The organism is Streptomyces lacaronensis (assembly GCF_047337785.1).
GTDB lineage: Bacteria > Actinomycetota > Actinomycetes > Streptomycetales > Streptomycetaceae > Streptomyces > Streptomyces lycopersici.
The window spans coordinates 9,286,740-9,299,700 of record NZ_JBLHDK010000003.1 but is presented as its reverse complement, the minus strand read 5'-3'; the positions used below and the strand labels follow the sequence as shown (position 1 = coordinate 9,299,700).

Sequence of the window (12,961 nt, the reverse complement as noted above, 5' to 3'; positions counted from 1 at the left end):
GACGGGTTGTATACGCATCATTCCACCTTGGATCAGTGGCGGCCGCAAAGTTGGGGACGGGGTAACGATCCTCATTTACAACCCGGTCACGGGCTACCCGGTCGCTGCCGTGGCTGTTGTTGACGGCGCGACATAAATCAGCCACAAGAACGTTGTCCAGGAATCGCGGAACCCCTCAATTCTGATCCAAGGAGATGGCGATGTTCAAAATCGGCCCCCACCCGGCTGTGCACGACACGGATACAATGGCGACAGCACGACGTGTCATGCCATCGACGGTCGGTCACATGCAAGATCGCGGGTTCGCGTTCGGCTTGAACCCGCTCACCCCGACCAAGCACCTCGTCGGTACCGCCTACACGGTGCGAATCGGGGATCTGGACTCCTCGGCCGTGCACTACGCGGTCGACCACATCGAGCCCGGCCACGTTGTCGTGATCGACATGGGTGGAGATGTCGAGCGTGCCTGCGTGGGCGCGATGGTCGCGTTCACAGCGAAGGAGCGCGGCGCCGCTGGGATCATCGTCGATGGCATGGCCACCGATCTCGTCGATCTCATCGAGTTCGACCTTCCCGTGTTCGCGCGTGGCACCAGCGCGCTCACCACTCGCGTCCTCGGTCTGGAAGGCGACGTCAACGTGCCGGTTTCCATCGCCGGCGCCACTGCCGTGCCCGGCCAGCTGGTCCTCGGCGACTCCGATGGAGTCCTCTTCATAACCGCTCCCGACCTGCTCGCACTGGCTGACCACGCGATCGACAAGCAGGACTGGGAGGCCGAGGTCAAGCAGAAGGTGCGGGCCGGAACTCCCTTGTCACAGCTGTCCGGAGCCGCCGACCGGATGGCCGACCGGATGGTTCAGGTGCCGTGAGTACGCGGTCTGATTGCCCCACCCGCGAACGGAGCATCATGTCGCGCACAGCCCGTACCTTGCTCATGCCAGTCCTGGCCCTCGCCACCGCGCTGCTCACTGCGTGCGGCTCCTCCGCCGAACAGCCCATCGGCCATGCCTCCTACGACTGCACCAAGCCGAACAGGGGCAGCTCGCCGACCAAGGTGTCGGTTTCGGCTCTTCCAACCGTCAGTAATGGAGCGCTTTATGCCGGGGTAAAGAAGGGCTTTTTCGCTGCCAACGGCCTGGACGTCAAGATTCAGCCTGTCGCGTCACATGCGGCCAGTCTGGCCGCCGTGCAGGGCGGCACCAGCAACTTCGCCTTCACCAACTCCGTCGCGCTGTTCCAGGCCATCGGCAATGGGGTGCCGTTGCGGATCGTCGCGCCCTTTGCCGGAATCGCACCCGGCTACTACGACAAGATGAAGGCGGGCGTCCCCGGCTACCAGACCGAGATCTCCGCGATCGTCGTCAACGGCAACAGCGGGATAACCCGCCCGAAGGATCTCACCGGAAAGACCGTCGCTTTGATCGACGTTCAGGGCCAGTCCGAGCTCACTACCAGGTATGTGATCGACCACGACGGGGGCGACTCGTCCAAGGTCAAGTTCGTCAACCTCAGTCTTGCCGACGGCGCAAACGCGCTATCGGCTCGGAAGGTCGACGCCGCGTACACCGCGGACCCGTTCCTGTCGAAACTTCAGACCGCCGGTGCGAAAGTGATCAGCTGGCCTGGCGTGGAGACGTTCCACGAGGGTCCGACCTCGGCCATCGTGTCGTCGGCGTCGTATATAACTGCGAACCGCGAGACCGTCGCACGCTTCAACTGCGGTGTTCGCCAGTCAGCGGCCTATGCCAACGCTCACCACAAAGAGATCCGCGCTGTGGTCGCGGCGGAGCAGAAGGTCGATCCGGCGACACTGGCCAACGCGGTTGTCGCCCACTTCTACGACTACGCCGATATCGCGGGCCTCAACCGCTTCAAGAAGATCATGCTCGACTACAAGTTCTTGGATCAGGATTTCGCGATCGACGACGTAGTCGTCCCGGAAGCCGTACGCCCGGATGACCATTCTGCGGGCAAGTGACATGAGCCCATCGACCATGAAACGCAAAACGGTGCGGGGCGTCGCCGGCGTGGTGCTCTGGCTCGGGGTGTGGCAGTGGTGCACCACTGCCGGGCCATTGGCCGGTGTGGCCGGACTGGCGCCGGCGTCGGAGACCCTCGCCGCGTTCTGGCGGAACGCTGGGGACCCCGATTTCTGGGACGCGCTCAGCCAGACACTGGTGATGTCGCTGTCGGGCCTTGGCATCGCCATCGTCCTCGGTGTGCTGCTGGGCGTCGTGATGGGACTGGTTCCGGTTGTCCATGCCATCCTCGACCCGCTCATCCAACTCCTCCGCCCGCTGCCACCTGTGGTGATCTTGCCCCTCGTGCTCCTGGTGCTCGGGCCGACGCGCGAGCTGGGCGTCGTCCTGGCCTCCCTCGCCGCGCTGTGGCCGATCCTCGTTCAGGTACTCGTCGGGGTCCGTGACGTCGATCCCGTCGCACTCGACACGGCGCGGGCGATGCAGCTCAGCTGGGGGCTCACCCAACGGACAGTTGTGTTGCCGAGCGCGCTTCCCTATCTCGCTTCCGGGATCCGTGTCGGCGCCACGGTCGCCCTGCTGCTGTCCATCGGCGTGGGACTCCTCGCCGGGGCGCCGGGTCTGGGGCGTCTGATCCTCCTGGCCGAGCAGGGTGGCGACGCCCCCACCGTCTTCGGATTGATCCTGTGGAGCGGCGTGATCGGGGTGCTGTTCGCGCAGGTACTCGGGACGGTGGAGAAAGCCCTGACCCGTGGGCACCAACCTACAGAGGTGAGCGCATGAGAATCGGATTCCGTGTCGCTCTCGGCGCAGCCGCACCGATCGCCATTGTCGTCTGCTACGGGATCGTGACCACGCTCCGCCCTGACCCGTTCTTCCCGCGGCTCCCGGTCATCTTGAACCGGTTCGCCGACTTGTGGCTGTTCAGCCGTGTCTCCAGTGACGTCGTGCCCAGTCTGGTGAACTTCGGTGCCGGGTTCCTGCTGGCCGTGGTCGTCGGGGTGCCCGTCGGTGTCCTGCTCGGGCGGGTCGGCTGGCTGGGCGAGATGGCGCTGCCGCTCATGGACTTCGCGCGGTCCGTGCCGCCGATCATGCTGATCCCTCCCTTCGTTCTGGTTCTGGGTGTGGGTGACACCTCCAAGATCGTCATCATCTTCATCGGGGCGTTCTTTCCCATCGTCGTATCGACGCTGGACGGTCTGCGGCGCACCGATCCGGCGCTCCTCGACGTCGCCCGCTCGATCCAGCTCGGCCCGCTGGACACAGTGCTTCGGCTGTATGTGCCGTCGGCGGCCCCGGCCATCCTCGGCGGTATCCAGATCGGGATGCATTTCGCGCTCGTCTTGATGGTGTCGAGCGAGATGCTTGCCGCCGTGCGCGGCCTTGGCTTCATCACCATGCAGGCTCAGGTCACCTTCAACGCCCCCAGCGTGTGGGCAGGAATGCTGCTGCTGGCCATCATCGGCTTCTTCCTCAATGCACTGTTCACCGTGGTCCGCAACCGTGTCCTGGCCTGGCACATCGGGTTGCGGGCCACCTCGAAGGCCCGCTAGGAGGCCCCATGCCGTCGAACACACACCCTGTCCCCCGGCTGCGCGTCGAGGGTCTGAGCAAGACCTACGGCGGCGCGTCTGACGCCCACGAAGTGCTGTCCGACATCTCGCTTGAGGTCCATGAGGGCGAGTTCGTGTGTGTAGTTGGCCCGTCAGGCGCCGGCAAGACCACTCTGTTGCGCTGTCTGACCAGCCTCATGCCCCCGTCCGCCGGCGCCGTGTACCTCAATGGCGAGCCCCTGCACGGCCCGAACGCGTCGATCTCCGTCGTCTTCCAGGAGTACACGCGCTCCCTCATGCCATGGATGACCGTCACGAAGAACGTCGGCCTGCCCCTGCGCGCCCGCGGCACGGACAAAGCGGTGATCGCCGAGCTGGTCGAGAACGCCCTGGCCAGCGTCGGCCTGGCCGGCAGCGGTCGCAAGCACCCCTGGCAGCTGTCCGGCGGGATGCAACAGCGAGTCGCGATCGCCCGGGCACTCATCACCAGCCCCGACGTCTTGATCATGGACGAGCCCTTCGCCTCGATCGACGCGCAAACCCGGCTTGAGCTCGAGGACCTGACCCTTGCCCTCCAGCGTGAGCGCGGGATGACGGTCGTGCTTGTCACCCACGACATCGACGAGGCCGTCTACCTCTCCCACCGAATCGTCGTGCTGTCCAAGAACCCCGCCCGAGTCCAGGAGATCGTCGAGGTCGGACTGGGCGAGGAACGCGACCAGATCACCACCCGGGAAACAGCCCGGTTCTCCGAGGTCCGATCGCATGTGCTGGCACTCATCCGGCAATCGCAGATGATCGGTGCGGCCTCGGTGAGCCGCGTGTGACATCGGCACACGCCGAATCACCTCCCTTTCCGTTCCGGAATCCAAAATTTTCTGAGGAGCAACTTGATGAAACTGGCGATGGCGCAGGTGGACTCGACCGACGACAAGCAGGACAACCTCGAGAAGATTCGGAGGATGACCGCGAATGCCGCTTCGGCGGGGGCGGAGCTGATCGTCTTTCCCGAGTTCGCCATGTACAAGCACGCGCAGGTCGGACCCTGGTACGGCGAAGCAGCCGAGCCGCTGGATGGTCCCTTCTGCACCGCTCTTGCGGAGATCGCGAAGGAGCATGGCAGGCACCTCGTTGCTGGGATGCTGGAGAGCGTTCCGGGCGAGAGCCGCGCCTATAACACCGTCGTTGTGATGGATCCCTCCGGTGAGCTTGTCACGCAGTACCGCAAGCTCCATCTCTATGACGCCTTCGGGACTCGCGAATCAGACATCATCCGGCCCGGGGACGACCTCGAACCGGTCACCTTCCTGGTCAACGGAGTGAATGTCGGCGTCATGACCTGCTATGACCTGCGGTTTCCCGAGATCGCACGGGCGCTCGCCGACGCCGGGTCCGAGCTCACGCTGCTTCCCGCCGCGTGGACTCCCGGGTCCCGAAAGGAGGATCATCTGCAGGTGCTGACCCGGGCCCGTGCGATCGAGAACACGTACTTCCTGGCGTCGGTCTGTCAGGCTCCGCCGCTCTCGACCGGCGGCAGCCTGCTCGTTGATCCGATGGGAATCGTGGTTGGTGAACTAGGTGAGGTGCCCGCGGTCGGCGTCTACGACATCGATCCCCAACGTGTCGCCCAGGTGCGGGTAAAGAACCCGTCTCTGGCCAACCGCCGCTTCACTTTTTCAGGTATGTCGCCGCAGGAACCAACCGGGGTCCGAGCTTCGCACCAGGTTGCGGCTCGTTGAGGCACCAGCCGGAGATCCAGCTGATGCACACCTGATAGTCGACCGGCAGAGTTCTTCGTTCGCGACCCGCTCAAAGTCACAACCACCCTCGTTGGACAACAAGCCCGTAAGGATAGGTATGTCAAACTGGCGCACCCGCAATCTTGGTGAAATGAGCTGGACCGAAGCACTCGATGCGGCGCAGAGCGATCCGGTCGTGCTGCTTCCCGTCGGCACCATTGAGCAGCACGGCCCGCACCTGCCGCTGCACGAGGACTCGATCGTGGCAGAGTTCGTGGCCAAAGCGGTCGCCGAGGCGACCGATGCGCTGGTAGCGCCGACCATGATGTACGGCCACTCGCCCACCTTCCGCGGCTACGCCGGGACCATCAACCTGCGCCATGAAACCCTCACCTCGGTCATCACCGACATCTGCGAGGAACTGATCCGCCACGGCTTCCGGCGCATCGTCGTGGTCAACAACAATGGCGGGAACACCTCCCCGGTCGCGACTGCCGCCACCGAACTGCGCGCCAAGCACGGTGTGCTCATCGGAACCGTGTATCCGTGGTCGATCGGCTATCAATTGATGCGTGACGAGTACGACCACCCGGACAAGGCTTTCGGCCACGGCGCTGAGCCCGAGCTGTCGGCCATGCTGGCGATGTTTCCCGAGCAGGTGCGCATGGATGCCGCCGAGGGCGGGAAACTCGAATCGTTCCAGGGCTGGCATCCGACCAGCTATGTCTCGGCCCGCATCGGCGACCACTCCGTACCTGGCACCGTCTACTGGGACTTCTCCGACGTCAGCCCGTCCGGAGTCACCGGTGATGTGACGCTGGCCAGTGAGAAGACCGGACGTGTCTGGATCGAACGGGTGATCGGCTTCTGCATCGACTTCGTCACTGAATACGACCGCAACACCCGGAACCTTGAGGCGGCGCCAAAGGCTGTTGAGTAAGAGCTTCTAGCTGCGCCAATAGTTGATCGTTAGCAGTTGCGCAACTTCTGCTGCTGGTGCGTCCGTTCCTCGTCGGGGCCCGAAGCTGGAACCGTTGCTGCTGTCCGATGATGAGCGGGCGGTGTTGGAGCGGTGGACGCGGCGGGCGGCATCGGCCCCGGCCCTGCGCACGCGGATCGTGCCGGCGTGCGCAAGGCCGGAGGTGCCGCCCCGATCGTCGCGGTCGCCCGGGATCTGCGAGTGGCCGCGGACACGGTCCGCAAGTGGCGGCGGCGGTTCCTGGCCGACCGGCCGGCCCGGCCTGGTCGACGGGCCCCGGCCGGGCCGGCCGCCCACGATCGACGTCGACCAGGTGGAGGCGGTCGTGGTCGCGACGTTGGAGGAGATCCCGAAGAACCCCACCCACTGGTCGCGGAAGTCGATGGCGGACCGGAGTGGTCTGTCGAAGTCCACCGTCGGCCGGATCTGGCGGAAGTGCCAGCTCAAGCCGCACCTGACGGACACGTTCAAGCTGTCGACGGACCCGCTGTTCGTGGAGAAGGTCGACGACGTCGTCGGCCTGTACTTCAACCCGCCCGAGGTCGCGGTGGTTCTCTCGGTGGACGAGAAGTCCCAGATCCAGGCGCTGGACCGGTCCCAGCCGGTGCTGCCGATAGTGCCGGGCATCCCGAACGGCGCACCCATGACTACGTCCGCAACGGGCTGACCACCCTGTTGCCGCAGCAGGTCATCGCGTATCTCGTCGGGGTTCCAGCAGGCCCGGCTCAGCAGATGCTGCAACCCGGCGGGTGTGCGGTGACCGGCACTCCGCAGATACCCCGAGTTCGGGTACATCACCCCATTGGAAATCCGGGCCCGACTGCAATACGACTACCCCCCGCAGCATAAGCTCCCGCTGTCCATTACCAAGGGGGAACTTCAATCGACCGATCCCTCACCAGTCCGTGTCGTCGAACTGTTCCAGGATCATGTCGGGCGGTAGTTGCTCGGCGGCCCAGGTGGATGCGGCGTCGGACGGATGCTGTTCGGTCCAGATGATCTTGCCATGTGGTGTGTAGCGGGTGCCCCAGCGTTGTGCGAACTGGGCGACGAGGTAGAGGCCGCGCCCGCCTTCGTCCATGGTGGACGCGCGGCGCAAGTGCGGTGCGGTGCTGCTGCCGTCCGACACTTCGCAGATGAGTGTGTGGTCGTCGTGCAGGAGCCGGACTCGGATCGGCGGTCTGCCGTAGCGGATGGCGTTGGTGATGAGTTCACTGAGGATCAGTTCGGTGGCGGGGCCGATCTCTTCCAGGTCCCACCCGCACAGGTGTGTGACACATTCCGCGCGTACCGCGGCCACGGCCGCGGGGTCCGGCGGGACGTGCCACTCGGCGACCTTGGACGGGTCGAGCAGCCGCGTACGGGCCACCAGCAGTGCGACGTCGTCGGACGGGTGCGCGGGCATGAGGGCGTCCGCGACTCTGCTGCAGGTTTCCTCCGGGCTGCTGCCCGCCGTTTCTTCCAACACCCTGCGGAGGGTGTCCAGACCGGCACCGATGTCGTGGTGCCGCCGCTCGACGAGGCCGTCGGTGTACAGGACAAGGCGGGCCCCTTCGGGCAGGTGGACTTCCGTGGTCTCGAAGGGGTAGCTGCCCACGCCGAGGGGCGGGGAAGCGGGGACGTCCGCGTAGCTGACGGTCCCATCCGGGTACGCCACAGCTGGGCAGTGGTGGCCGGCGCGGGCCAGGATGCAGGAGCCGGTGACGGGGTCGTAGACGGCGTACAGGCACGTCGCCCCGGTTACCTCCTCATGCTGCTGTTCGGCCGGAAGGCCAGCGAAGCTTTCCGCTTCGTCGATACGGATGACGAGTTCGTCCAGCCGGGCGAGCAGTTCGTCGGGGGGCAGGTCGAGGGAGGAGAAGTTGTGTACGGCGGTGCGCAGCCGGCCCATGGTGGCGGCCGCGTGCAGGCCGTGCCCGACCACGTCGCCGACGACGAGGGCGACCCGCGCTCCGGAAAGGGGGATGATGTCGAACCAGTCGCCGCCCACGCCTGCCTCGGCCGGCAAGTAGCGCCAGGCCGCCTCCAACGCGGCGTGCTCGGGCAGTCCCCGCGGCAGCAAACTGCGTTGCAGTGTGACCGCCATCGCGTGTTCACGGGTAAACCGGCGCGCGTTGTCGATGCCCACCGCGGCCCGCACCGCCAATTCCTCCGAGAAGGACACATCCTCCTCGTCGAAGGCCGGTGAGTCGCCAGTACGCCAGAAGTGTGCGATGCCCAGGACCACGCCCCTGGCCCGCAACGGGACAGTGATCAGCGAGTGCGCCCCGTACTCCGCAATCCGCCGCGCATGGTCGGAGTCCTGATGCCACCGCTCCTCCGCACGGCTCAGGTCCGGCTCCAGCACAGCCCGTACCGCATCGAGGGCCCGTCCTTGCGGTGAATCGGGCCGGAACGCAATCGCCTCACCGACTTCGTAGAGCGGCAGGCCAGCGGGCCGGTCACTGGCCACTACCCGCCGCACCCGACGCCGAGTGTGCGGGCTGGGCTCCTGACCGCGTACGACCTCGTCCATTAGGTCGACCGCAGCCACGTCGGCGAACCGCGGTACGGCCATCTCCACCAGCTCCGCAGCCGTACGTGTCACGTCCAGCGTGGTGCCGATCCGCACCCCTGCTTCGTACAGCAATCTCAGCCGCTTCCGCGCCACCTGCGCATGGCCCGAGACGGCCGACAGCTCGGTGGTGTCGCGTAGCGTCACCACACTGCCCGACTCCCCGCCATAGGGAGCGGTGGGCCGCGTGTTCACTGCCAGCAGCCGATCCCCGGCCAGGAGTACTGCGTCGGTGACCGTCTCCTCCGACGCCAGCAGCCGCGCCATCCCCTCGTCCAGGCCCAGCTCGCGCACGTGCCGGCCCTCGGTACCGGTGGGCAGGTCCAGCAGGCGGCATGCCTCGTCGTTGGCCAGCACCAGCAGCCCATCGGAGCCGAGGATGAGCACGCCCTCCCGCACCGCGTGCAGTACTGCTTTATGGTGCTCGTACATCCGTGTCATCTCCGCTGGCCCGAGACCGTGCGTTTGCCGCAGCAGCCGTCTGGACATCAGGGCCGCCCCGGCCGTGGCCATCACCATGGCTGCTGCTCCCGCGCCGAGGATGATCGGTAGCTGCCGGGTGACCATGTCGCTGACGTTGTAAACACGGATCCCCGCGGCGACCATGCCGATGATGGAGTCGTCGGAGCCTCTCACGGGCACCACCGCCTGGACCGCCGCGTATGTCCCCTCAGGTGTGGAGGGGACCTTCTCCACGGTGACGCGACCATGCAGCGAGGGCTCGATCGTGCCGACGAATTTCTTCCCGATCAAGGACGGGTTGGGCTGGGTATAGCGGATGCCCTTCCGGCTCATTGCCACGATGAAGTCAACGCCCGCCTGCTTACGGGCTGCCTCGGCTCGCGGCTGAAGCACCTTCGTGGGATGCGGGCCCTGCATCGCCTCCGCCATGCCCGGCTCATGCGCGAACGCCTGGGCCACCACTAGCGACACCTGCCCGGCCCGATCCCTACTGGCCTGCTCTGCCTGCACCACCTGAGCCGTCACCGCGGCCGCTACCAGCACCAGCACCAGCGCGACCTGCAGCACGAACACCTGACCGGCCGCACTGCGCAGGGGCAGCAGCGAGCGCACCTGCATCCCGGAGCCAACGGATGGGTGCTTCAGCCGCTTCCGGTATCGCAAGGGTGGTTTCATGACTTATGTCTAACACCGATTCCGCTTCCGTCCGAACGCCCACTCATCTGAGTAGCCCCTCGGGGCGTCGGTACATTGTCGGGGCCGTGGTAGAGGTACTACGACGACACCCGAAACTGGCGGCAGGCCACCGCCCGCAGCAGGAAGCCAGCATCGCCGAAACGCAACGGACCCAGGTCGTTCGCGGCTTCGATCCTCCGTCATCCCCGGCGTGTTCCACACCGCGACCGCTCCGCGCCCGCCGTGCCGCCGACCCGGCGTCCCTGTGAAGCAGCCGTTCGGCGAGATCGAGGAACTCGGCTACATCGGCAGCCTCAATCTCCTGGACCACTACATCATCACCCAAGGAGGGCCGAGGGCGACCGGCCCGTGATCACCCCAAGCGCCTGGCCCGCCTCCTGCTCACTCGCCCCGGCAATGCCGGGACTACCGGTGGTTCGTTAAATCCGGAGGTAGAGGTCGATGCCGTGTCCGGTGGTAACCGCGTCGATCAGGGCCTGGAGCTCGGAGGGTGGGTCCTTATCCGTCCAGGCTCGCCACCATCGGTTGAGAGTGACGGCAGGAGTGAGCCAGGAACGGATGGCTCGTAAAGCCCTGGGCCAGCAGGACTGTTGGGGCTGGTGGGGCGGGGCCGGTCCCTCTCTCTGGCCCCTCGTCGGGGCACGGGTCCGGCGCGGTGGCATCCAGGGGCCCGGGTGGGGCGAACCACTGGTACCAGCAGAAGGGAGAAGGCGCAGTTGACCAGGGTCTGGGTGGCGGCGGATGGCGCGGTCGGAGCGGACTTGGAAGTCGGCCCAGCCGAATTCGTCCCTGATCTGCTTGTAGCTCTGCTCGATCCACGGCCGCAGTCCGTAGAGGCGGATGATCTCGGCTGGGTCGGCCGACGGGTGCGGGCTGGTGATGGCATGGGGTGCGTCGGGGCGAGGCAGATTGGCGGCCACGTACCAGGTGGCCTTCTCCGGCAGGCTGGCTGGGTCGGTGGTGGCCACGACCAGCTGGCAGGGGACTGCCGCAGAGTCGGGTGACACCGGGGTTTATGCAGCCGGAGCTGCTGGTGGGGTCATGATGGTCTCGTACTCGACGGGGTCAATCGGGCCAGGCGTCTCTGGCGTCGGCGCCGGTGGTAGGTGCGCTCGGTCCAGGTCACGATCGCGATCCGCAACTCCTGGCGGGTGGCCCAGGTACGGCGGTCGAGGACGTTCTTCTGCAGCAACGCGAAGAAGCTTTCCATCGCGGTGTTGTCACCCGCCGCACCGACCCGGCCCATCGAGCCGGCCAGTCCGTGACGGACGAGAGCGGCGAGGAACTTCCGTGACCGAAACTGCGAGCCGCGGTCCCAATGCACCACGCACCCGGCCACCCGGCCGCGGCGGGCGACGGCGGACTCCAGCGCGGCCACGGCGAGGCGGGACTGCATCCGGGCGTCGATGGGAATAGCCGCCACCGCGTTGCCCCGTAGCCGCCCGCCCCGGCCTCGGCTCTCTCCTTCTCAACCCCCGCTGCGCTTTGCGCACCCTTTCGAAAGGTCTTGTGTGCCCACGCCGCCCGCAGACCCCCACCTGCCCGCCGTACACCTGCGACCGCCCCGCAACTGGATCAACGACCGCAACGGCCTGGTCTTCCACGACGGCCACTACCACGTCTTCTTCCAGTACAACCCACACGGCTCGCAGCACGCGAACATCCACTGGGGCCACGCCCGCAGCCCCGACCTGATCACATGGGAACAGCTCCCGGTCGCCCCCGCCCCCGGCGGTGACGACGCCGACGGCTGCTTCTCCGGCAACGCCATCTCCGCCGACGATCGGCTGGTGGCCTTCTACTCGGCCCACCGCACCGACCGCTGGTGGCAGCCGGTCACCACCGCCGAGTCGTACGACGGCGGTTACACCTGGGCCAAGCAGCCAAAGCCGCTCATCCCGAAGCCGCCTGCGGACACGACCATGTACCGGGACCCCTACGTCTGGCAGCAGGACGGCCGCTGGCGGATGCTGGTCGGCGCGGCACTCTCCAACGGCCGCGGGGCGGCACTCCTCTACGAATCCGACGACCTGGAGAACTGGGCCTACCACGGCCCCTTCGCCACAGGCGGCCCCGCCGCCGACGCCGGTCCGGCCGGCTGGGAATGCCCTCAGTACGCCACCTTCGGCGACCGAGGCGCCCTGATCGTCAGCGACTGGACCCCGCAGGGCGGCCCCTCCCACGTCACGGTCCACACCGGCCACGAGGAACACGGCCGCTTCACCTCGACCGTACCCCCCGTACGACTGGACCACGGCCCGGACTTCTACGCCCCCGCCCTGCTCAAAGCCCCCGGGGAAGACCGGTGGCTGCTATGGGGCTGGGCGTGGGAGGCCCGCGACGACACCTGGACGCACGAAGCCAGCTGGGCCGGCGTCCTTACCCTCCCACGTGAGGTGACCCTGACCGACGACGGCACGGTCGCCCAGCGCCCCGCCCGCGAACTGCTCGCCCTGCGCGGCGAGCGCGTACTGCATCACACCGGTCGCGCGGACCAGGAAAAGACGGTCGAGCTAGGACAGGTCGGTCGCACCTTCGACCTCACCGCCACCCTGATCCCCCACCCGTCAGGCACCAGCGGGCTACGCCTGGTCACCTCCGAGGACGGCAGCGAGTACCTCGACATCACCCTCGACCCTGCCGCCGACCTGCTCGCCATCGACCGTAGCCACGCGTCACCGGACCCGCGAGCACGAGCGGGTACCTACACGCTTCCCTGCCCGGCCGCCGCGAAGGCTCCCGGCACACCCGTCGAACTACGCATTGTCGTCGACTGTTCGATCACCGAAATCTATCTCGCCTCCGGCCAGGTCCTCACCCTCAGGTTCTATCCGCTCGGCGATACGCCCTGGCGACTGCAAGCCCGCACGACAGGCACCGGCAGCACCGACTTCGCTGTCGAGGCATGGGACCTGAAATCGGGCGGGATCCATCAACAACCGCTTCTGGCAACCCAAGGACAGGACTGACCGCTCTGCGGGTGCACATCCGCACCCGGC

General features: G+C 66.7%; 9 protein-coding genes and 3 pseudogenes. 9 read left to right on the top strand and 3 right to left on the bottom strand.

The annotated features are described in order from the left end of the window. The first annotated feature begins 200 nt into the window (after window positions 1-200). The 8 genes and pseudogenes from ACMTAK_RS40375 to ACMTAK_RS40340 form a co-directional block, all read left to right on the top strand. On the top strand, window positions 201-869 hold the full coding sequence (locus ACMTAK_RS40375; RefSeq protein WP_413810728.1) for an RraA family protein: 669 nt from the start codon (window positions 201-203) through the stop codon (window positions 867-869). Window positions 870-907: 38 nt separating this feature from the next. Further along, a complete protein-coding gene (locus ACMTAK_RS40370; protein ID WP_413810727.1) occupies window positions 908-1,978 on the top strand; it encodes an ABC transporter substrate-binding protein in 1,071 nt (356 codons plus the stop codon). Further along, window positions 1,956-2,762, top strand: a complete 807-nt coding sequence (locus tag ACMTAK_RS40365; protein ID WP_413810726.1) for an ABC transporter permease — start codon at window positions 1,956-1,958, stop codon at window positions 2,760-2,762. The genes ACMTAK_RS40370 and ACMTAK_RS40365 overlap by 23 nt, the downstream gene beginning before the upstream one ends. A 65-nt stretch (window positions 2,763-2,827) precedes the next feature. Further along, window positions 2,828-3,532: an ABC transporter permease gene (locus ACMTAK_RS40360; RefSeq protein WP_413810725.1), complete on the top strand. Its 705-nt coding sequence runs from the start codon at window positions 2,828-2,830 to the stop codon at window positions 3,530-3,532. Between the two features lie 8 nt (window positions 3,533-3,540). Beyond that, the gene (locus tag ACMTAK_RS40355) at window positions 3,541-4,359 is read left to right on the top strand and encodes an ABC transporter ATP-binding protein (protein ID WP_413810724.1); all 819 of its coding nucleotides are present in this window, start codon (window positions 3,541-3,543) and stop codon (window positions 4,357-4,359) included. 66 nt (window positions 4,360-4,425) lie between these two features. Beyond that, window positions 4,426-5,271: a carbon-nitrogen hydrolase family protein gene (locus ACMTAK_RS40350; RefSeq protein WP_413810723.1), complete on the top strand. Its 846-nt coding sequence runs from the start codon at window positions 4,426-4,428 to the stop codon at window positions 5,269-5,271. A 118-nt stretch (window positions 5,272-5,389) separates the two neighbouring features. Then, the gene (locus tag ACMTAK_RS40345) at window positions 5,390-6,211 is read left to right on the top strand and encodes a creatininase family protein (protein ID WP_413810722.1); all 822 of its coding nucleotides are present in this window, start codon (window positions 5,390-5,392) and stop codon (window positions 6,209-6,211) included. A gap of 85 nt (window positions 6,212-6,296) precedes the next feature. Next, window positions 6,297-6,925, top strand: a pseudogene (locus tag ACMTAK_RS40340) (IS630 family transposase); the annotation flags it as partial. Window positions 6,926-7,145: 220 nt separating this feature from the next. Here the strand turns inward: ACMTAK_RS40340 and ACMTAK_RS40335 are convergent. The 3 genes and pseudogenes from ACMTAK_RS40335 to ACMTAK_RS40325 form a co-directional block, all read right to left on the bottom strand. Beyond that, window positions 7,146-9,884 carry a SpoIIE family protein phosphatase gene (locus tag ACMTAK_RS40335; protein ID WP_413813147.1) on the bottom strand — a complete coding sequence of 913 codons (2,739 nt, stop codon included), beginning with the start codon at window positions 9,882-9,884 and terminating at the stop codon, window positions 7,146-7,148. A gap of 483 nt (window positions 9,885-10,367) precedes the next feature. Further along, window positions 10,368-10,963, bottom strand: a pseudogene (locus ACMTAK_RS40330) (IS701 family transposase); the annotation flags it as partial. A 12-nt stretch (window positions 10,964-10,975) separates the two neighbouring features. After that, a pseudogene (locus ACMTAK_RS40325) lies at window positions 10,976-11,370 on the bottom strand (DDE-type integrase/transposase/recombinase); the annotation flags it as partial. A gap of 103 nt (window positions 11,371-11,473) precedes the next feature. Between ACMTAK_RS40325 and ACMTAK_RS40320 the strand changes: the two are divergent. Beyond that, window positions 11,474-12,931, top strand: a complete 1,458-nt coding sequence (locus ACMTAK_RS40320; protein ID WP_413810721.1) for a glycoside hydrolase family 32 protein — start codon at window positions 11,474-11,476, stop codon at window positions 12,929-12,931. Window positions 12,932-12,961 lie beyond the last annotated feature (30 nt).